The organism is Luteimonas panaciterrae, assembly GCF_020511115.1.
Taxonomy (GTDB): domain Bacteria; phylum Pseudomonadota; class Gammaproteobacteria; order Xanthomonadales; family Xanthomonadaceae; genus Luteimonas; species Luteimonas panaciterrae.
Genome location: NZ_JAJAVH010000008.1, coordinates 259,217 through 278,801, shown reverse-complemented (window position 1 = coordinate 278,801; position 19,585 = coordinate 259,217). Strand labels below are relative to the sequence as shown.

Here is a 19,585-nt window from a genome sequence, read left to right as displayed (position 1 = left end):
CCGCCGCGATGTTGCGTCAGGTTTTTCCGTTCGCCGTCGCGATCAGAGCGTCGCGTCGGGATGCTTGAGGTGGTAACCGACCTTGGTCGGCTTCACGCTGTCCATCACCAGGCCGTAGCTCATCTTCTCGAAGGTGCGGAAGACGATGACGTGGCCGGCGAACTCGTCCGGCAGGCGCACCTTGTTCTCGAAGAACACGGTGTCGGGGTCGCGATCGGCGCCCTTCTCGACGCGGTCCACGGTCTGGCTGCCTTCGCGCCACATCGAGAACACGGTGCCGTTGTCCACGCCTTCGCGGCTGCCGACGGAAATCGCGATCACGTCGCGCGGGCCGGCGTTTTGCAGGCTGTCGGCCACCGCCAGCACGCGCGCCTTGCCGTACTTGGTGTCCTGCTTGGGCGGATGCGGGAAGAACTGCAGGTCGTATTGCTGCGCGTCGACCGGGATCAGGCGATCGCCGATGCGCACCTCGCGGTTGCTCTCATCCAGCAGCAGCGTGCTGGCCTGGATGCCGGAGCCTTCGCCGCGGGTGACGGTGCCGGCGTTCACGCGCTGCAACTCGTAGCCCAGCAGTTCCTTGCCCTTGTCCGGGAACACCACGTTCGACCAGTAGGTGCCGAAATCAGGCGTGCGGCGGCCGCGGAAATCGAGATCGGCGGTCTGCATGCGGTCGCAGCACAGGCCGCGGCGCTTGATCTCGCGGTAGCGCACGGTCGGGCGCACCACCAGGAAGCGGTCGCCGGGCTGGGCCGTGAGCTTGCGGATGTAGGCCACGCGGCCCTGCGTGGTGCGCAGGTGGTCTTCCTCCAGGCCGACGACGTAGGGCAGGTCGTCGAACTTGTCGACCACGCGCAGGTCCTTGAGGAACTTCTCCACGTCCGCCAGCGGGATCGCATTGATCGGCTCGGGCTCGGCGCGCGGGCCAGGCTGGACCTGTGCCTGCTGCACGCGATCCAGATAGGCCAGGCTGATCACGTCGCCCGGATAGATCAGGTGCGGATTGCGGATCTGCGGATTGGCCTGCCAGATTTCCGGCCACAGCCACGGGCGTTGCAGGAACCGGCCCGCGATGTCCCACAGCGTGTCGCCGCGCTTGACGACATAGGTATCCGGGTGACCCTCGCGCAGCGTCTGTGCGGTGGCGTAGGTCGCGACCGTCAGCAATGCGACGGTGAATACGGTACGCAGCCTCTGAGAAAGGCTTACAAACTTGCCAGCCATCTAACCGCTCCCCTTGGAATTTCCCCTGTCTAGCCTGGTCAACTATAGCCGACAGTGGTCAGCTCGAGGCAACCCTTGCAGCGTTACAATTGCAGAATAGGTCCTCTGTTGTGACCATCGCCACCCTTTTCCCGCCATGTCCTTGCTCCCGATCCTCGAATTTCCGCATCCGCGCCTGCGCAATCACGCCGCCGGCATCGATGCCGCGCGCATCCAAGAACCGCAATTCCAGAAATTGCTCGATGACATGTTCGAGACCATGTATCAGGCGCCCGGCATCGGCCTGGCCGCCACGCAGGTCGACGTGCACGAGCGCTTCATGGTGATCGATGTCAGCGAAGGACGTGACAGCCCGCTCGTTTTCATCAACCCCGTGATCCGCAAGCGCACCGAACAGCTGCGCGTGCACCAGGAGGGTTGTCTGTCGATTCCCGGCATCTATGCCGACGTCACGCGCGCCGACGGCATCGAGGTCGAGGCGCTGGACCGTCACGGCAAGCTGTTCGTGCTGGAAGTGGACGATCTGCTTGCGACCTGCGTCCAGCACGAGGTGGATCATCTCGACGGACGCCTGTTCATCGATCACCTCTCGCCGCTGAAGCGCGAGCGGGCGTTGAAGAAATACGAAAAGCTGCAGAAGCAGGCTGCTGAAGGTTAGCGCGGTTTTTTCGCTCGTCATTCCCGCGAAGGCGGGAGTCCATGGACTTTGCTGTCAGCGTCGTCGCACCGGAGCGGACGTCCATGGATTCCCGCCTTCGCGGGAATGACGAGCGATAGCGGTACGTTTTTTCCATTTCTCTCCCGTTTCTCTTTCCCGACTCATGCGCATCGTCTTCGCCGGCACCCCCGATTTCGCCGTTCCCTCGCTGCGCGCCGCCGCGTCGCGGCAGGAAGTGGTGGCGGTCTACACGCAGCCCGATCGTCCCGCGGGACGCGGCCGCGCGCTGACGCCTTCGCCGGTCAAGCTGGCGGCGCTGGAGCGCGGCATCACCGTGCTGCAGCCGGAAACGCTGAAATCGCAGGTCTCGCGCGATGCGCTCAAGGCCCTGCAACCCGATCTGATGGTGGTGGTGGCCTACGGCCTGATCCTGCCGCGCAAGATTCTCGAGATTCCGCGTTTCGGCTGCTGGAACGTGCACGCCTCGCTGCTGCCGCGCTGGCGCGGTGCGGCGCCGATCCAGCGCGCCATCGAAGCCGGCGATCGCGAGACCGGCGTGTGCCTGATGCAGATGGAGGCCGGCCTCGACACCGGACCGGTGCTGCTCTCGCAATCGCTGGCCATCGGCGAGCAGGACACCGCCGGGCAGCTGCACGATCGTCTCGCCGAACTCGGCGCGCAGGTGCTCGCCGACGGCCTCGGCCTGCTGCGCGCCGGCATCCGGCCGGTGCCGCGTCCGCAGCCGGAAGTCGGCGTGACCTACGCGCACAAGCTGGAGAAATCCGAAGCCAAGCTCGATTGGTCGCTACCGGCGACGACGCTCGCCAACAAGGTGCGCGCGTTCCAGCCGTGGCCGGTGGCCGAAGCGGAGATCGCCGGCGAGCGCCTGCGTATCCACGCCGCGATCGCATTGCCGCTCGCGCATGGCCGCGCACCGGGCAGCGTGCTCGCGGCCGGTCGCGAAGGCCTCGACATCGCCTGCGCCGAGGGCGCGTTGCGTCTCCGCACGCTGCAGCGCGAGGGCGGCAAGATCATCACCGCCGCCGATTACCTCAACGCGCGGCGCGATCTCGCGGCGGCCTCGTGACGGCCGCGGGTGTCGAACCGCGCGTCGCCGCGGTGCGGGTGCTCGATGCGGTGTTGCGTCGCGGCCGTTCGCTGAAAGCGGAATTCGCGCGGACATTGCCCACCTTGTCCGATCCGCGTGATCGCGCGTTGGTCGAGGCGATCTGTTTCGCGGTGACGCGCGACCGCGCGCGCTACGACGCCGCACTGTCGGCATGGATGCAGAAGCCGCTCGGCAAGCGCGACGACGAGTTGCGGATGCTGCTGTATGCGGGCTTCGCGCAGCTCGACGCGCTGGCGTTGCCGCCGCATGCCGTGCTGTCGGCGACGGTGGATGCGGCGCGCGCGCTCGGACGCGCGCATCAGGCGGGGCTGGTCAATGCACTGCTGCGACGCGCGCAGCGCGAAGGCTTGCCCGTATTACCCGCCGATGCGCATTGGCCCGTCTGGCTGCGTGAACGCATCCGCGCGGACTGGCCGGAAGACGCGGAGGCGATCTTCAAGGCCGGCATGGAACCGGCGCCGCTGTGGTTGCGCGTGAACCGCCAGCGCGGCACGCGCGAGGCTTATCTGCAGCGTCTTGCCGAAGCGGGTATCGCTTGTGAGACCGTTGAGGGAGTTTCCGAGGCCATTCGTCTCGATGCCAGCATCGCGGTGACCGCGCTGCCCGGATTCTCCGAAGGCGACGTGTCGGTGCAGGACATCGCCGCGCAGACCGTCGCCGACGCATTGCAACTGGAGGCGCGGGCGCCGGCCTTTGGAAAGCGTGTGCTCGATGCCTGCGTCGCGCCCGGCGGCAAGGCGGCGCATCTGCTGGAACGCGACGCCACGTTGTCCGTGACCGGTCTCGACATCGATGCGAAACGCCTCGACCGCGTCCGCGATGCGTTCGCGCGCCTGGGCGTCGGCGCGAATGCGATCCTGCGCGCCACCGATGCGACCGAGCCCGGCGCCTGGTGGGATGGCGAACCGTTCGACGCGGTCCTGCTGGATGCACCCTGCTCGGCCACCGGCATCGTGCGGCGACAACCCGATGTGCTGCTGCATCGGCGCGCTTCCGACATCGAGGCCCTGTGCGGATTGCAGGCCCGTCTGCTCGACGCGGGCTGGCGGGTGCTTCGCCCCGGCGGCGCGCTGATCTACACGACCTGCTCGATCCTCAAGGCCGAGAATGCCGCACAGATCGACGCCTTCCTGGCGCGCACGCCCGACGCGGTGCCCGAATCGCTGGGCGAGCGCTTCGGCCGGGCCTCCGGCGCGGGCCGGCAGCGCCTGACCGGCGAGGGCGGTGGTGACGGGTTCTTCTACGCCCGTTTGCGCAAACATTCCTGAGTCCTTCTCCCGCTGGCGGGAGAGCGACCAGGACAGATCAAAACGATTTTCCGACAAGTCGCATCGTTATCATCTCGCGCCATGCTCAAGACACGCAGTCATCGCGAATTCTGGATCCTGGCCCTGATCGCCCTGGTCGTGCTCGGCGCAGGCCTCGGCCTGCGCGATCCCTGGCCCGCCGACGAGCCGCGCTTCGCCCTGGCGGCCAAGCAGATGGTGGAAAGCGGGAACTGGCTGTTCCCGCATCGCGGCATCGAACTGTATTCGGACAAGCCGCCGTTGTTCATGTGGCTGCAGGCGCTGTTCTACAGCCTCACCGGCAATCTGCGCATCGCCTTCCTGCTGCCGCCGCTGCTGGCTTCGCTCGGCACGCTGTGGTGCGTGTACGACCTCGGCCGCCGTCTGTGGACGCCGCGCGTCGGGCTCTACGCTGCGTATGCGCTGCTGTTCGCGTTCCAGTTCACCTATCAGTCGAAGAAGGCGCAGATCGATCCGCTGGTGGTGTTCTGGATCACGCTGGCCAACTACGGGCTGTTGCGTCACGTGCTCGCACGCGGTGGCGGGCCGGACTGGCGGATGTGGGCGCTGGGCTGGGCGGCCGCGGGTCTTGGCACGATCACCAAGGGCGTGGGCTTCATCGCACTGCTGATGCTGATCCCGGCCGGCATCGCCTCGCTGCGCGGATGGCCGGACGTGCGCGTGCACGCGGGTCGCGCGAAGTTCTGGCTTGGTCCGCTCGCGTTCGTCGCCGCGGCGTGCGTGTGGCTGGTGCCGATGCTGATCGCCGCGCTCGGCCAGGCATCGCCCGAGTACCAGGCCTATCTCGACGACATCCTGTTCAAGCAGACCGCAAAGCGTTACGGCGCCTCCTGGGATCATGCGCATCCACCCTGGTATTTCCTGACCGTGATGATCACGGCGTGGCTGCCGACCATCCTCGTCGTGCCGTGGGCGGTGAAACCGTGGCTGCGGCGTTTGCGCCGGCGCGATGCGCGCTATCTGCTGCCGCTGGCGTGGTGGCTGCTGGTGCTGGTGTTCTTCTCCTTCCCCACCGGCAAGCGCGACATGTACATCCTGCCGGCGCTGCCGATGCTGTGCCTGGCGTTGGCGCCGCTGCTGGCCGGCATCCTGCGGCGTCCGTGGCCGCGACGCCTGGCGCTCGCATGCACGGCGCTGCTGGCCGTGGTGATCACAGGGCTGGCACTGGCGATGTGGTTCGGCCATCCGTCTTTCGAGGAGAGGCTGACGGTCGACCGCGGTTTCACCGACGGCGCGCGCGGACTGGCGGCGACGTTGCTGCCGATCGGTGTGTGGGGTTTCCTCTGTCTGCTGTGGTTCGGACGTCGGCGTCCGGTGATCGCCTTGGTGTCGACGCTGGCCGGCCTGTGGGTGGTGGTGGGATTGTTCGTGCAGCCGTTGCTCAACGATTCCTCCTCCGCGCGCGGTTTGATGCAGTCAGTCGGTCAGCGCATCGGTCCGCGCGCCGAGCTTGGCCTGGTGGCCTGGAAGGAACAGAACCTGCTGATGGCCGATCGCCCCGCCACGAATTTCGGCTTCAAGATGCCTTGGGGCGAACAGCTCGAACAGGGCATCACCTGGCTGGCGCAGAAACCGGAATCGCGCTATCTGCTGGTGCAGGAACCGGCGCTGACGCATTGCGTGGATCGCAAGCGCGCCGAATTCGCCGGCATGTCGAATCGGCGGCGCTGGTGGCTGGTGACGCAGGCGGCGTGGATTCCGGGATGCGAGCTGACCCGCGTCGAGTCGCAGGGCCAGGTGGAGGAGCGGGACGAGGATTGAGCCGGCGCTCGCGTCGCTAGTCGCCTGCGGTTGTCATCCGTCGGCTACTATCTGCCGCGATGAAGTCAGCCGCGATGAAGAGCCTCAACCTGATCGCCCGTGACAACGGCGCCGGCCTCAGCCGCGATCTGCAACTGTTGGCCGACATCTTCAGTAATGCCGATTACAGGGTGACGGTGACCGGGCTGGGACATCGCAGCCGCCTGGGCAACCGCCTGCGACGCGCGCGTGCCCGCCTGCAGCGGATGTGGCGCGGCTGGTTCGCCGGTCAGCTCAATGCGGGCTACGACATCAATCTGATGATCGAGCATGTGCGTGCGGACATGTTCGGACAGGCGCGGCGCAATATTCTGCTGCCGAATCCGGAATGGCTGCGCGCCGAATGGCTTGGACATCTGCGCGATTTCGATCTGGTGCTGGCCAAGACCCGCCATGCCGAGCGCATCTTCGGCGAACTCGGCTGTCGCACGCGCTACGTCGGCTTCACCGCCGCCGATTGCCGCGATGCCAGCGTGGTGCGCGAAGCCACGTTTTTCCACGGTCCCGGCCGCAGCGGCAACAAGGGCACGCTGCCGCTGCTCGAGCTGTGGGCGCGACATCCGGAATGGCCGCTGCTGACCGTGGTCTGGCGCCGCAAGCGCGTCGAACTGCCGCCGCTGCCCGCCAACGTGCGCATGATCCGCGACTATCTCGAAGACGCGCCGCTGCGGCAGCTGCAGAACGCCAGCCTCTTCCATCTCTGCCCGTCGCAGACGGAAGGCTACGGGCATTCGCTGGTGGAAAGCCTGAGCATCGGCGGCGTCACGATCACCACGGACGCCGAGCCGATGAACGAGCTGGTGACGGCCGAGCGCGGCGTGCTGGTGTCGGCGCACGCCGCCGGGAAGCAGGAGCTGGCGACACTCTACGACTTCGATCTGTCCGCGATGGAGCAGGCGATCGAACATTGCATCGCCATGCCCGACGAGGAGCGCGCGCGTCTTGGCGCGAATGCCCGGACGTGGTTCGAGGACAATGCCCGCGATTTTCCGAACAGGCTGATCGCCGCGCTTCAGACCCTGGACTGAGCGCCCGCCTCGTCGAGATACTGATCGATCCCGCGATCGCAACGCGTCAGCTTGCGTTTCTTGGTCTCGTGCAGGAAACGGTTGTTCGGCATGCTCATGTCATCCGGATCGATCGGTGCGCGCGATTTGTGATCCAGATGCACCGCGAGCGCGGTGAACTTGAGCTGCTTCTGCCGCACGCCGGCGTTGCGCAGGCGCGCGGCCAGTTCCAGGTCCTCGCTGCCGTAGCCTTCCAGGCGCTCGTCGAAACCGTTCACCGCCAGTATGTCGCTGCGCCAGAAGCTCATGTTGCAACTCATCACGCGTCCCGGACGGCGCGCCTTGCGCTCCGCCAGCGTGTTCCAGCGCAAGGCGTGATAGCGACGGAAATCGTGCGGCGCATCGAAGATGCCATCCATCAGCATGTCGAAGCGCGGGCGGCCACCGGCCAGCAGCCGCGCGGTCTCGCGCATGCTGGCGCGCAGGCGTCCGCCGGCGAGGAAGCAGCCGGGCGCGGCGAATTCCGCGTGATCGGCCAGGAACTGCGGATGCACCACCATGTCGCCATCGAGCAGCACCAGGTAGTCGCCGCGACTGGCCGCCATGCCGCGATTGCGGGCGGCGCCGGCGCGGAAGCCGCGATCCTCGTGCCAGACGTGGCGCAGCGGCACCGGAAAATCGGCCATGCGCGATTCGACCAGCGCGCGCGTCGGTTCGGCCGAGCCGTCGTCGGCGACGATGACTTCGAGCGGCAACAGCGTCTGCCGCGTCAGCGCATCCAATGCCAGCCCCAATGCCTCGGGCCAGTTGTAGGTGAGCAGGATGACACTGATGTTCTTGGCGCTGACGCTCATGACGCTTCCTTGTCGGCTTGCTTCAAGAGAGAGCGCGAACGACGCCAGCGCGTCCACCATGAGCCCTCGCGCATGGCCAGAAGCCGCGCGTAGCGTTCGGTTTCTTCTTTCGGCGGATCGGGTTTGAGCAGGTATTCGTGCCGAGCCATGTCCAGCAAGCGTTCGCTGACGCCGCAACTCTGCGCGTAGAACTGGATCAGGGCACGCGAACGCAACGTATTGATGAAATCGCGATGCTTGCCCTGATCACTCCACCAGTCGTTGCCGCCGTGGATGCGGTAGTGCACGGCGCCGGTCGGCAGAAAATATTTGCGTGCGCCGAGGATGCTGGCGCCGAACACCACGCAGTTGTCGGTCGCCAGGCGCCAGGCCTTGAGCTTGTCGTCGGGCAGATCGAGCACCTGCCGCGCCCAGCGCGTGCGCAGGCTCAGCGCCGAGGTCGGTGCGCCGTACCAGGTGTGCAGCAGGTAGGTACTGAGCACGGTGTAGGCCAGATCGACCGGGCGATCGGCGAAGCTGATGCGGTCCGACTTCGCGCCGAACATCCGCATGTCGCTGAAGACGAAATCGACATCCTTGCGGCTGTCGTAGATCGCGCCGATCTGCTCGAGGTAGTTCGCATCCCAGCGGTCGTCGGAATCGAGGAAGCAGACCACATCGGCATCCGCGAGCGCGACGCCCTGGCGCGATGCCGACAGCTGGCCGCCGTTGGCGACGCGCAGCAGCCGAACGCGCGCATCTCCGCCATAGCGCTGTTGCAGCAGTTCCGCCGAGCCGTCGGTCGAGCCGTCGTCGACCACGATCACCTGCCTGGGCGCGCGCGTCTGCGCGAGCGCGCTATCGACGGCCTCGGCGATGAACTCGCGATAGTTGTGATTGGCGATGACGACCGCGAACGAGGTGCTCATGGCGCCTGCCGCTTCGCGAACGAATGAGGGAAATGCGATCGGAGCGCGTCGGCATCACCAGTGGCGAGGGTTCGGTTCATGCGCGCGATGGGCCGGGGGCTGCCTAGGCATCGGGATCGGTTCCGCGGCATTGTCGGGGATCGCAGCGGCGATGGCGAGCCCCGCGAAGCGTCGGTTCAGTCGCCTGGCGTCTGCAACGGCCGGCCGTGCTGCAATAGCCACAGCATGATGGTTTTCTGGCGCACGTAGTTGGCGCGCACGTAGGCGTAGACCAAACCGTGCCAGCCGTCCAGAAAACCACCGCGGAACACGTAACCGCGCCAGAAGCGCCATGCGGGCGAAAGAATCAGCTTGGCCAGGGAGGCGCGCTTGCCACGGGCGAATTCGTGCTCGGCCATCATGCGGGCGTAGCGTTCGGTCTTGTGCAGCAGTTGTTCGAAGGAGCGATAGGGGTGGTGGATGAGATCGCCGGGCAGGGTACGCACGTCGCCGTCGACGCTGGCGGTTTCGTGGATCTCGCGCTTGCCGCGCCAGCCGCCGCGACGGCGGTCGAACAGGCGCAGCACACGGTCGGGATAGGCGTTGCCGTGGCGCAGGAACTTGCCGAAGTATTCGGACAGGCGCGCGAAGCGATAGCCGGCGGCATCCGCGAAGCCGCGCGATTGCGCGTCCTGGATGGCGGCTCGCAGGGCATCGCTGATGCGCTCGTCGGCGTCCAGGCACAGCACCCAGTCGTGCGTGGCCTGGTCGATGGCGAATTGTTTCTGGCTGCGGAAGCCATCGAAGGCGCGTTGCAGCACGCGCGCGCCGGCCTGTTCGCAGATCTCGCGTGTGCGATCGGTCGAACCCGAATCCACCACCACGATTTCGTCGCAGAACGCCAGCGAGGCAAGGCAGTCGCCGATGCGATCCTCCTCGTTGAAGGCGATCACGCATGCCGAAAGCCGGCAGGCAGAAATCGGCGGACGGGCGGATGCGTTCATGGCGTCGCGTCCTGCGACGGCGTATCCAGTGCGATGACGCGATAACCGTCGTTACGGTACAGCTCACGGCCTTGCAACGGGCTTCCAATCGGAACGACGGCGGCACCCACGCCGTAATCGCGTGCGAGCGCGGCGAAGCCGGTCGTGGGCAATCGTGCATAGGCGACATCGAGTGCTTCGGCGACGCCGGCGCGGCTCGAACTGGCGGGCAGATCACCGCCCGCCACCGCGCGCAGGCGCTGCAACCACTCCGCGCGTCCGGCGCCGCCATCGGGATTGATCTTGAATTCCACCAGGGTCGAGCGGTCGCTGCACGCGGTGAAGCCGGTGTGTCCCGGCGGCGAGGCGTACAGCACGCGCGGTCCCTGCGCGCGCAGCCAGTCGCACAGCCGCGCCCAGTTGCGCTCGGCGCGCGAGGCATCGACCACGCCCAGCGACGGCGGCTGTCCCTTGCCGAGATCCGATCCCATCGCGGCGAGCGCGAACACCGCCGCGACCACCCACGGCCAGATCTCGCGCTTGTTCGCGGGCGGCAATCGGATCGCCAGCAGTGCGAACGCGGCCAGCACCGGCACGAACACGCTCAGCCGCAGCAGCTGGATGCGCGCGATCCAGCCAGTCTTCAGCAGGTAGTAATCGGCGTAGTGCAGCAGGGTGAAGGCCATCAGGATGACCGCCATCGACAGCAGCGGCGTGAATAACGCCGCACGCTCGTCGTGATCGCGACGCCAGCGCCACCACAGCCACGCGAACAATCCGAGATAGAGCAGCACCGCGGCGACACGATTGCCGTGGAACTGGAAATGCTGCGGCATGCGGAAGGCGACGTCCTGCATCGCGCCCATCTGCTGTGTCAGGCCCTGTCGCGCCAGCGCGATCAGGTCGAACAGCGCGGGCGACGCGATCACCAGCGCCGCGATCAATCCCGGCAGCCAGGTGGCCGGCCGTCGCCAGATGCCTTGCCGTGTCGCTTCGATCGCCATCGCCAGCAACCAGATGCCGCCGATCTGCAGATGTACCAGCGCCACCGCGCCCGACAGCGCGAAGGCGAGATTCCAGCGGCCGCGCGCCAGCGCCGCGATGGCGAAAACGATGAAGGCATGCGCGAAGGTCGGCGGCATGATCGGGCCGTTGCCGAGGAATCGGTTGGCCTCCACGCCGTGGTCGAGGAAGGCGAAGCCCGTCGCCAGCGCCACCGCCAGCAGCAGGCGCCGTCCGCGCGGCAGCGACAATGTGCCGCCGAGGCACCACAGCGCGGCGAAGATCAACGCGTAGCCGGCGAACGTGAGCGAGACGAACGCACCGGTCTCGCCGAATGGATGTGTCAGTCCCGCGACCATCAGCGCGAAGATGCGATGGTGATGGGCGCGGATCTCGATGCCGAAATCGCCCGGCAGGTAGGCCGGATCGAGCAGGCGCCGCACCACCGGGATCAGGCCGGCGTGGTTCTCGCGGCCGACCTGGACGCCGTGATCGAGCGCGATCGCCAACAGCGCGCAGGCGAGCACGCAGGCCACGGCCAGCAACCAGTTCGGGACATGTGCGGGACGGGACATCGGACGGAACTCGAAGACCGAATCAGGGAACCGGCGCGTACCTTACCGCATGCGCGCGGCCGGCTCGTGTCCTGCGGGTTCGTGCCTTGTAAGAATCCCGTACATGCGGCGGCAAGGAGGGACGTGCGCTTGGCGAATCGCGTATCGTGCCGCGCATGTCCGCCTATCTGCTGCTCGCCTCCGAGTTGTATTCGCTGCCCGTGCTGCGTCCGGTGGCCGCCGCGGCGCTGGCCGCCGGGCATCGGGTCGGCTGGCTCTGCGACGATGCCGTGGCGCCGCGACTGCACGCCGACGAACCGCGCATCGCCAGCCGCTCCGCGCTGCGCGCCTTCGCCGCGGACGCGACGTTCGCCACCGTGCACCGCATTCCGCCGCAGCTGCCGGGCAAGCAGGTGCAGCTGTTCCACGGCCTGAACATCGACAAGCGCGATGATGCCGGGCGCGGTCATTTCCGCATCCGCGGCTTGTTCGACCTGTACTGCACGCATGGCCCGGCGACCACGCCGCGCTTTGCCGCGCTGGCGCGCGAGCATGGCGACTTCGCCGTCGCCGAGACCGGTTGGCCGAAGCTCGATCCGTTGTTCGCGCCTTCCCCCGCCGCCGATGCCCTGCGCGCCGCCGCTGGCGGACGGCCAGTGGTGATGATGGCGTCCACCTTTACCGAATCATTGAGCGCGGCGCCGGCCCTGCTGACGGTGCTGCCGGAACTGATCGCGCGCGGCGACCGCTACTGGCTGCTGACCTTGCACCCGAAATGCCCGCCGGAACTGTTCGCCGCCTATCGCGCGCTGGCCGGCGAGCACGCGCGCTTCCTCGAGGCGCCCGATCTGCTGGACATGCTGCGCGCGACCGATGTGCTGGTCTGCGACACATCCTCGGTGATCGAGGAGTGCCTGCTGCTGGACAAACCGGTGGTCACGTTGCGCACACGGCGACCGCGGCCGTCCTTGCTGGACGTGCGGACACCCGAAGGAATCGATGCCGCGATCGATATCGCGTTGTCGCGGCCGCCGGCGCAGATGCAGGCGATCCGTGAATACATCGCGCAGATTCATCCGGCGCGCGACGGTCACTCCGCGCAGCGCGTGGTCGAAGCGACGGAGCGGTTGCTGGCGGGTGGCTTCGGACCCTTGCGGCCACGCAAGCGGAGTCTTTGGCGCCGATTGAAGGCGCGCGCGCAGATGCAGGCGTTGTTGCCGGAGCATTGAGAGCGTCGACGACGCTCGACGAAATCACCAGCGCAAGGGGCGCCGCGCCACCTCGCGCCCAAGCCTGATCAGCAACTCGCGCGCCTCTTCCACGGGCAGGAAGCGCAGACGTAGCGACGACTTGGTCGGATCGGCACCGGCCGTGTCGAAGGACAGCGAGGCCATGCCGAGCATCCGGTCGAGCGGCGAGCGATGCAGCAACAGCACCTGCAGCTTGTCGAGTTCGGCGAAGCGCCAGCGCCGCGACCACCAGCCGCTGCGGATTGCCACCAGCGTGTCGTCGACGGCATAGCCGGCGCGGCGCGCGTGTTGCCAGGCGATGAACACGGCCGGCAGCAGCCAGGCCAATCCGAGCAATCCCCAAGTGCCGTAACGCCAGTACAGAGCGGCGGTCAGCACCAGCGACAGCAGCACGCCCGGCAACGACAATCGCAGCCACGCGTGCGCATGCAGCGGCCTCCAATGTGATGGCGGCCACGTGCCGCCGGGCAGCAGATGGCGCACCAGCGTGTCGCAGACCTCGGGCGAGGCGACGGGCGCGAGTTCGCGGAACGTGCGGTCGTCGTGATGCGAGCCGGACACCGCCGTGTCGACCTTCAGCGAACGCCGCGAGAACATCCGGTGCAGCACGGTTTCCTGCAACTGGAACGCCTGCATGCGCCGCCGCGCCGCGCTGGTGCGCAGGCGTGTCAGCAACCCGCGCGTGACCGTCAGCCGCCGTCCCTGCTGTTCGAGCCGGAAGCCGGTGTACTGCAGCAGCGCCAGCGATACCGACAGCAGGCGCAGCAGCACGAAGAACCCCACTAGCAGCACGATCAGCACCACCGCGACCTGGCTGATGCCGAAATGCCCAAAGAAATAGTTCAGCGCCTGCGACCAGCGCTGCGCCACCGCGTCCGGCAATTGCACGTGCAGCTGCGAGGTGCCGACCAGCGCGGCGCCGAAGACCAGCATGCCGCGATTGGAGATCACGCCCAGCCGCAGCACTTCGCTGGTGGGCAATGTCAGCAGCACGCCGTCGCTGCCGGGACGCAGCTGTGACAGCGGCGCCTCAGCGGCTACGGGCTGCGTTTCGACATCGGCGGGCGCGACGGCGCCGCGACGCCGGATCAGCGCCTCCAGCGCGTTCGCGTCGGAGAGCTTGAGCACCCGCATTTCCGCTTCGGGTTTATGCCCGCCGGCGGATTCCAACCGCACCTCGGCCACGCCGAAGATGCGATGCAGCAGCGTCTGGTGCAGCGCGACGTTGTGGATGCGCGAGAACGGAATCTGCCGCAAGGTGCGATGCAGGATCCCGCTCTTGATCAGGATGCTGTCGGCACTGATGCGGTAGTGGTAGGTGAGATAGCGCCACACCGAGGCGGCGGCCACCAGGCAGATCACCACCAACGACCACAACTCGTTGCGATCGGTGCGCCCGAAGATCAGGAACGCCAGCAGCGGCACGATGAACGTGCGCATGTGCTGCAGCATCACGAACAACCACGACATCGGATGCAGGCGATGCTCCGATTCGCCCACCGCGGATGCGGCGGACGGCGCGGACGTCACGGAAGTATCCGCTGGATTAGGCGTCGTCATCGTCGTCGGTCTGGCTGGCGAGGCGATCGCGCAGCCACTCCGCATCGTGTTCGTCCAGGCCCGACAGCGAGACCGAACTGTGGCGGGTGCCGGCGGTGTGGATCACCAGCGTCGCCAGGCGGCAGTAGCGCTCGATGGGTCCGCGCTTGAGGTCGAGATGTTGCACGCGGCTGCCGGGCACGCGCGTTTCCACCTGCCACAGCTTGCCGCGCCGCAGCGCGAAGCCATCGCCGTTCAACCGCCAGCGCGTGTTGATGAAGCGGCGATTGCCGTACAACGCGCCGATCAACAAGCCGATCAATGCGGCGCCTGGCAGGAAGTAGGGCGTCGGCGCGTACAGCCGCGACACGATCAGGATGACGCCGACCACGAACGCCGCCGCCGCGATGCCGAGCGCGGTGCTGACGATGTAGAGCCCGCGCGCCCGTGGCGGCAGGGCCTGCCAGCCGTCATTGGGCATGTCGTCGTGCGTGACGGGAGCGGTGTCCGCCATGTGCAGGGATTCGCTTTCGCTGATGCCGGATGCGTTCATCGCCAGGATCGCACCGTGAGCGTGAAGCCGCGCATGCCGCCGCGCGTGGATCGTTCCTTGATGTGGATCATCGGTCCAACTCCAGGTCCCGGTAGGGATTGTCCTCGCCCGTGCCGGGCGGTCGCAGCGTATAGCGCTTGTACGTCCATTGGTACTGGGGCGGGTCGCGCCGTGCGATGCGCTCGACTTCACGGTTGAGCGCCGTCACGCCTTCCACCGGATCCTTCGATCCGACTTCGGGCGGCGCGGGATCGAAGCGGAGCGCGAAATCCGGCCCCGCGCCGATGCGCTCGCAGTAGCCGAACAGCACTTCCGCGCCGGTGCGCTCGGCGAGGCGGTTGAGCAGGGTCATGGTCAGCGCCTGCTTGCCGAAGAAGGGCGCGAATTCGCCATCCCCGGCTTTCGGCTGCTGATCGGGCAGGATGCCGACCACGCCGCCGTCCTTCAGCAGCCTGAACAACTGGCGGATGCCGGGGCCTTCGGCGCGCACCTGCATCACGCGGCTGCTCTGACCAGCGCCCATGCCCTGGTCGGCGCGCACGCGACGCAGGAAGGCCTCGCCGATCGCCGATTCCGGCGGGCGATACAGGATCGCCAGCTGCGGGGTATTGGCCGCGAGCCACTGGTTCAGCAGTTCCCAGTTGCCGTAGTGCGGCGCGGCGACGATCACGCCGCGACCGGCCGCGATCGCGGCGGCGTAGCGGTCGGCGCCGTGTTCCTCGCGGATCAGGGCCAGGTTCTGGACGTGCGGCCGCGTCCAGAAGCGCAGCGTCTCCAGCGCCTGATAGGCGGTGGTGCGCAAGATCGCCAGGTACATCTGCGTGCGCTGCGCCGGCGTCTGATCGGGATAGGCGAGCTGGAGATTGCGCAGCGCCACCCGGCTCTCGCGCGCGTCGAGGCGTCGCCAGAGCCAGGCCGCGCCGTTGCCCAGCCGTCGCAGCCACCACCACGGCAGGCGGCCGACCAGTGTCGCGAGCAGGTACAGCAGGGAGGCGGCGAATTTCGTCATTCATTCAGTCTAGCGGGTGAAGCGGCGCGGGATGGCGACAGCCCGGACAGCAAGGATGTCCGCATGTACGATGCGATCGGGGATGTGCCAGGGGTAACAAAACGGGGGAAGGGGAGATGAGCAACTATCTGTTGCTTGCGTCGGAGTTGTATTCGCTGCCGATCTTGCGGCCGCTTGCCGACGAGGCATTGGCGCGAGGACATCGCGTGGCATGGCTGGCATGCGATGCGTTGGCGAAGCGATTGCGTCCACAGGAAGTGCGTCTGCGCAGCAGGCGCGAACTCAGGTTGTTCTCGGCCGATGCGACGTTCTGCACGGTCAACGAACCGCCGCGCGCCCTGCCTGGATTGCAGATCCAGGTGTTCCATGGATTGAACATGCACAAGCGCGATCCTCGCCGCGAAGGGCAACTGCGCGTGCAGGGATTGTTCGATCTCTACTGCACGCACGGGCCGGCCACCACCGGCCCCTTGCGCGAAGTGGCGCGGGAGCGCGGAGATTTCGTGGTGGTCGAAACCGGATGGCCGAAGATCGACGTGTTGTTCGGAAATGAGCCGAGGCTTGGGGAAGCGCTCGGCGAAAAGGTGCTGGCTGCCGCGCGAGGGCGGCCGATCGTGATGTACACATCGACCTTCAATCCGCCGATGAGCCAGTCACGCGAATGCCTGCAGGCGATCGAAACGCTGGTGCAGCGTGGCGATCGTTACTGGCTGCTCTGCCTGCATCCGCTGTCGGCGCCGGATATCGTCGAGCGCTATCAGGAACTGGTGGGCGAGAACGCCGTTTTCGTCGACGCGGAATCCTTGCCCGGCCTGCTGCCCATCACGCAGGCATTGGTGGGCGACACCACGTCGGTCGTCGACGAATTCGCCCTGCTCGGCAAACCGATCGTGACCGTGCGGCATCACAAGCCACAACCGTTCATGATCGATGTGAGGGGGCCGCAGCACATCGACGAGGCGCTGACCGCGGCACTGTCAGGCGATGGACGACAGCGATGCGATTGGATGAAGGCTTACGCGGAGACGGTCCATCCCTATCGCGACGGCCGCTCGGCGGCGCGCGTGCTGGATGCGGCCGATGCCCTGGTCTCCGGCGCGCTGGCGTCGCCGCAACGCCGGACGCGATGGTTCTGGCACAAGCGCCGCCGCACCAGGAAGCAGATGCACGCCCTGCTTCCGGCTCCCGGATTCGTCGCCGATTTCATGTCCCGCATGCAGCGGAAACTGAATCATGAATGGGCGGGCGGTCTTGGCTCCGGCTAGCGCGGCGGCCACCATGACGGCTCTCGGGCCATTCACCTTTCGGGTTTTCCCACCGCCGACATGCTCGCCCTGATCCAGCGCGTCACCTCCGCCAGCGTCAACGTCGATGGCGCCACCATCGGCGCCATCGGCCCCGGCTTGCTGGCGCTGGTGGGCGTCGAGCCGGGCGATGGCGAGGCGGAGATCGCCCGCATGTCCGAGCGCCTGCTCGGTTACCGGGTCTTCGCCGACGAAGCGGGGCGGATGAACCGCTCCCTGGCCGATTGCGGGGGCGGGCTGCTGCTGGTCAGCCAGTTCACGCTGGCCGCCGACACCCGTTCGGGCATGCGTCCGGGCTTCAGCACGGCCGCGGCGCCGGCCGAGGCTGAACGGATCTTCAGCCAGCTGGTCGCCGTCTGCCGCGAAAAGCATGCGCCGGGGGTGGAAACCGGGCAGTTCGGTGCCCATATGACTGTCAGCCTGGTCAATGACGGCCCGGTGACCTTCCTGCTACGAACCGGCGATCGCAGTTAGACGATGCCGATCCGGGAAGGCCAGGGGACCGTCCACACCCGGCAAACGCCGCCAAATCCCGGCGACGCGCAACGTTTCGTGACCCTGTACCCTCTCATACCGGGTATAATGCAGGGTTCCCTTCTCCTCTTCTTCCGGTGGCGCCCCACATGGCCAACGAACGTCAGGCTCCGCAGTCCGACATCAAGCAACTGATCAGCAAGGGCCTGGAGCAGGGTTACCTGACCTATGCCGAGGTCAACGATCATCTGCCCGACGACCTCGTCGATCCGGAGCAGATCGAAGACATCATCGGCATGATCAACGGCATGGGCATCGAGGTGCACGAAGTTGCGCCCGACGCCGATACCTTGCTGCTCGCCGACGGTAATTCCGGTAATCGTGAAGTCGACGACACCGCGGCCGAAGAAGCCGCGGCCACACTGACCGCGCTCGACGGTGAGGGCGGTCGCACCACCGATCCTGTGCGCATGTACATGCGCGAGATGGGCACGGTGGAACTGCTCACGCGCGAAGGCGAAATCGCCATCGCCAAGCGCATCGAGGAAGGCCTCAACCAGATGCTGTCCTCGCTGGCCAGCTTCCCCTGGTCGGTGCAGCTGCTGCTGGAAGACTACGAACTGCACAAGGGCGGCAAGAAGCGCCTGGCCGAGATCGTGGTCGGTTTCAACGATCTCGTCGAAGAAGAACCCGAGCCGCCGATCGCCGCCGAAGCCGGCAGCGACGACGATGCCGAGATCGACGAGGAAGACGACGAGAGCGCCGGCGGTGACGACGATGCCGGTCCGACCGGTCCCGATCCGGCCGAAGTGGCGCGCCGCATGGAAGCGCTGTCGGCCAGCTACATCAAGTTCCAGAAGGCCTACGCCAAGAACGGCGCGGCCGCCAAGCCGGTGATCAAGCTGCGCGAGGAGATGGCCGAACAGTTCGTCACCTTCAAGCTGCCGCTCGCGCTCACCGACACGCTGGTGAGGAAGCTGCGCGAAGTGCTAGCCGAGATCAAGGAACACGAGCGCCGCATCCTCGATCTGTCCACGCGCATCGCCAAGATGCCGCGCAAGGATTTCATCCGCGCCTGGGAAGGCAATCAGACCAACCTCGGTTGGGTCGATGACGTGCTCAAGCGCAAGCAGAAGTGGTCCTCGGGCCTGCGCGAGGTGAAGGATCAGATCATCGCCGAACAGGAAGCCACCATCGCGATAGAAAAAGCGATGTACGTGACCCTGGCCGACATCAAGGACATCAGCCGCGCCATGGCCTATGGCGAAGCCAAGGCCCGCAAGGCCAAGAAGGAGATGGTCGAGGCCAACCTGCGCCTGGTGATCTCCATCGCCAAGAAGTACACCAACCGCGGCCTGCAGTTCCTCGACCTGATCCAGGAAGGCAACATCGGTCTGATGAAGGCGGTCGACAAGTTCGAATACCGCCGCGGCTACAAGTTCTCCACGTATGCCACCTGGTGGATTCGCCAGGCCATCACGCGTTCGATCGCCGATCAGGCCCGCACCATCCGCATCCCGGTGCACATGATCGAGACGATCAACAAGCTCAATCGCATCTCGCGCCAGATGCTGCAGCAGTTCGGCCGCGAAGCGACGCCGGAAGAGCTGGCGAAAGAGATGGACATGCCGGAGGACAAGATCCGCAAGGTCATGAAGATCGCCAAGGAACCGATCTCCATGGAAACGCCGATCGGCGACGACGAGGATTCGCATCTGGGCGACTTCATCGAGGACACCAACGTGGAGTCCCCGATCGACGCGACCACCAACACGAACCTGTCGGAGACCGTGCGCGACGTCCTCGCCGGCCTCACGCCGCGGGAAGCCAAGGTGCTGCGCATGCGCTTCGGCATCGACATGAACACCGACCACACCCTCGAGGAAGTCGGCAAGCAGTTCGACGTCACCCGCGAGCGCATCCGCCAGATCGAGGCGAAGGCGCTGCGCAAGCTGCGTCATCCCTCGCGCTCGGAACAGCTGCGCAGCTTCCTCGATATCGAGTAAGGCTCGACGCAACCGGATCGAAACAGGCCCGCCGAATGGCGGGCCTGT

General features: G+C 66.7%; 17 protein-coding genes. 9 read left to right on the top strand and 8 right to left on the bottom strand.

What is annotated here, in order from left to right:
* Positions 1-42 precede the first annotated feature (42 nt).
* Complete coding sequence (locus LG367_RS12145; protein ID WP_226469513.1) at positions 43-1,221, bottom strand: LysM peptidoglycan-binding domain-containing protein; 1,179 nt, start codon at positions 1,219-1,221, stop codon at positions 43-45.
* Positions 1,222-1,357: 136 nt separating this feature from the next.
* Between LG367_RS12145 and def the strand changes: the two genes are divergently transcribed.
* From def to LG367_RS12120, 5 genes are all read left to right on the top strand, one after another.
* The gene (def, locus tag LG367_RS12140; RefSeq protein ID WP_226469512.1) at positions 1,358-1,879 is read left to right on the top strand and encodes a peptide deformylase; all 522 of its coding nucleotides are present in this window, start codon (positions 1,358-1,360) and stop codon (positions 1,877-1,879) included.
* 163 nt (positions 1,880-2,042) lie between these two features.
* Positions 2,043-2,966, top strand: coding sequence for a methionyl-tRNA formyltransferase (gene fmt / locus LG367_RS12135; RefSeq protein WP_226469511.1), 924 nt, complete (start codon positions 2,043-2,045; stop codon positions 2,964-2,966).
* Positions 2,963-4,276, top strand: a complete 1,314-nt coding sequence (gene rsmB / locus LG367_RS12130; protein WP_226469510.1) for a 16S rRNA (cytosine(967)-C(5))-methyltransferase RsmB — start codon at positions 2,963-2,965, stop codon at positions 4,274-4,276. Before fmt ends, rsmB begins: the two co-directional genes overlap by 4 nt.
* 81 nt (positions 4,277-4,357) lie before the next feature.
* On the top strand, positions 4,358-6,076 hold the full coding sequence (locus LG367_RS12125) for an ArnT family glycosyltransferase (protein WP_226469509.1): 1,719 nt from the start codon (positions 4,358-4,360) through the stop codon (positions 6,074-6,076).
* A 74-nt stretch (positions 6,077-6,150) separates the two neighbouring features.
* Positions 6,151-7,143 carry a glycosyltransferase gene (locus tag LG367_RS12120; protein WP_226469508.1) on the top strand — a complete coding sequence of 331 codons (993 nt, stop codon included), beginning with the start codon at positions 6,151-6,153 and terminating at the stop codon, positions 7,141-7,143.
* Here the strand turns inward: LG367_RS12120 and LG367_RS12115 are convergent.
* From LG367_RS12115 to LG367_RS12100, 4 genes are all read right to left on the bottom strand, one after another.
* The gene (locus LG367_RS12115; RefSeq protein ID WP_226469507.1) at positions 7,128-7,976 is read right to left on the bottom strand and encodes a glycosyltransferase family 2 protein; all 849 of its coding nucleotides are present in this window, start codon (positions 7,974-7,976) and stop codon (positions 7,128-7,130) included. The genes LG367_RS12120 and LG367_RS12115 overlap by 16 nt on opposite strands.
* Positions 7,973-8,884, bottom strand: coding sequence for a glycosyltransferase family 2 protein (locus LG367_RS12110; protein WP_226469506.1), 912 nt, complete (start codon positions 8,882-8,884; stop codon positions 7,973-7,975). The genes LG367_RS12115 and LG367_RS12110 overlap by 4 nt, the downstream gene beginning before the upstream one ends.
* 176 nt (positions 8,885-9,060) lie before the next feature.
* A complete protein-coding gene (locus LG367_RS12105) occupies positions 9,061-9,867 on the bottom strand; it encodes a glycosyltransferase family 2 protein (protein ID WP_226469505.1) in 807 nt (268 codons plus the stop codon).
* Complete coding sequence (locus LG367_RS12100) at positions 9,864-11,423, bottom strand: DUF6798 domain-containing protein (protein WP_226469504.1); 1,560 nt, start codon at positions 11,421-11,423, stop codon at positions 9,864-9,866. Before LG367_RS12100 ends, LG367_RS12105 begins: the two co-directional genes overlap by 4 nt.
* A 155-nt stretch (positions 11,424-11,578) precedes the next feature.
* Here LG367_RS12100 and LG367_RS12095 point away from each other — a divergent pair, with 155 nt between their 5' ends.
* Positions 11,579-12,631, top strand: a complete 1,053-nt coding sequence (locus LG367_RS12095) for a UDP-N-acetylglucosamine 2-epimerase (RefSeq protein ID WP_226469503.1) — start codon at positions 11,579-11,581, stop codon at positions 12,629-12,631.
* 24 nt (positions 12,632-12,655) lie between these two features.
* Here the strand turns inward: LG367_RS12095 and LG367_RS12090 are convergent, their stop codons facing one another.
* From LG367_RS12090 to LG367_RS12080, 3 genes are all read right to left on the bottom strand, one after another.
* Positions 12,656-14,122 (bottom strand): PH domain-containing protein, encoded by a 1,467-nt coding sequence (locus LG367_RS12090; RefSeq protein ID WP_226469595.1) that lies wholly within the window; start codon positions 14,120-14,122, stop codon positions 12,656-12,658.
* A gap of 76 nt (positions 14,123-14,198) precedes the next feature.
* Positions 14,199-14,672, bottom strand: a complete 474-nt coding sequence (locus tag LG367_RS12085; RefSeq protein ID WP_226469594.1) for a PH domain-containing protein — start codon at positions 14,670-14,672, stop codon at positions 14,199-14,201.
* A 139-nt stretch (positions 14,673-14,811) separates the two neighbouring features.
* Positions 14,812-15,753 (bottom strand): lauroyl acyltransferase, encoded by a 942-nt coding sequence (locus tag LG367_RS12080; RefSeq protein ID WP_226469502.1) that lies wholly within the window; start codon positions 15,751-15,753, stop codon positions 14,812-14,814.
* A gap of 116 nt (positions 15,754-15,869) precedes the next feature.
* Here LG367_RS12080 and LG367_RS12075 point away from each other — a divergent pair, with 116 nt between their 5' ends.
* From LG367_RS12075 to rpoD, 3 genes are all read left to right on the top strand, one after another.
* On the top strand, positions 15,870-17,018 hold the full coding sequence (locus LG367_RS12075; RefSeq protein ID WP_226469501.1) for a CDP-glycerol glycerophosphotransferase family protein: 1,149 nt from the start codon (positions 15,870-15,872) through the stop codon (positions 17,016-17,018).
* A 60-nt stretch (positions 17,019-17,078) separates the two neighbouring features.
* A complete protein-coding gene (gene dtd, locus LG367_RS12070) occupies positions 17,079-17,531 on the top strand; it encodes a D-aminoacyl-tRNA deacylase (protein WP_226469500.1) in 453 nt (150 codons plus the stop codon).
* Positions 17,532-17,680: 149 nt separating this feature from the next.
* On the top strand, positions 17,681-19,537 hold the full coding sequence (rpoD, locus tag LG367_RS12065) for an RNA polymerase sigma factor RpoD (RefSeq protein ID WP_226469499.1): 1,857 nt from the start codon (positions 17,681-17,683) through the stop codon (positions 19,535-19,537).
* Positions 19,538-19,585: the final 48 nt, after the last annotated feature.

Bases quoted from the DNA above. Each gene is read 5' to 3' on its own strand.
- LG367_RS12145 (WP_226469513.1), bottom strand. From the start codon at position 1,221: ATGGCTGGCAAGTTTGTAAGCCTTTCTCAGAGGCTGCGTACCGTATTC.
- def (WP_226469512.1), top strand. From the start codon at position 1,358: ATGTCCTTGCTCCCGATCCTCGAATTTCCGCATCCGCGCCTGCGCAAT.
- fmt (WP_226469511.1), top strand. From the start codon at position 2,043: ATGCGCATCGTCTTCGCCGGCACCCCCGATTTCGCCGTTCCCTCGCTG.
- LG367_RS12125 (WP_226469509.1), top strand. From the start codon at position 4,358: ATGCTCAAGACACGCAGTCATCGCGAATTCTGGATCCTGGCCCTGATC.
- LG367_RS12120 (WP_226469508.1), top strand. From the start codon at position 6,151: ATGAAGAGCCTCAACCTGATCGCCCGTGACAACGGCGCCGGCCTCAGC.
- LG367_RS12115 (WP_226469507.1), bottom strand. From the start codon at position 7,976: ATGAGCGTCAGCGCCAAGAACATCAGTGTCATCCTGCTCACCTACAAC.
- LG367_RS12110 (WP_226469506.1), bottom strand. From the start codon at position 8,884: ATGAGCACCTCGTTCGCGGTCGTCATCGCCAATCACAACTATCGCGAG.
- LG367_RS12105 (WP_226469505.1), bottom strand. From the start codon at position 9,867: ATGAACGCATCCGCCCGTCCGCCGATTTCTGCCTGCCGGCTTTCGGCA.
- LG367_RS12100 (WP_226469504.1), bottom strand. From the start codon at position 11,423: ATGTCCCGTCCCGCACATGTCCCGAACTGGTTGCTGGCCGTGGCCTGC.
- LG367_RS12095 (WP_226469503.1), top strand. From the start codon at position 11,579: ATGTCCGCCTATCTGCTGCTCGCCTCCGAGTTGTATTCGCTGCCCGTG.
- LG367_RS12090 (WP_226469595.1), bottom strand. From the start codon at position 14,122: ATGTCGTGGTTGTTCGTGATGCTGCAGCACATGCGCACGTTCATCGTG.
- LG367_RS12085 (WP_226469594.1), bottom strand. From the start codon at position 14,672: ATGCCCAATGACGGCTGGCAGGCCCTGCCGCCACGGGCGCGCGGGCTC.
- LG367_RS12080 (WP_226469502.1), bottom strand. From the start codon at position 15,753: ATGACGAAATTCGCCGCCTCCCTGCTGTACCTGCTCGCGACACTGGTC.
- LG367_RS12075 (WP_226469501.1), top strand. From the start codon at position 15,870: ATGAGCAACTATCTGTTGCTTGCGTCGGAGTTGTATTCGCTGCCGATC.
- dtd (WP_226469500.1), top strand. From the start codon at position 17,079: ATGCTCGCCCTGATCCAGCGCGTCACCTCCGCCAGCGTCAACGTCGAT.
- rpoD (WP_226469499.1), top strand. From the start codon at position 17,681: ATGGCCAACGAACGTCAGGCTCCGCAGTCCGACATCAAGCAACTGATC.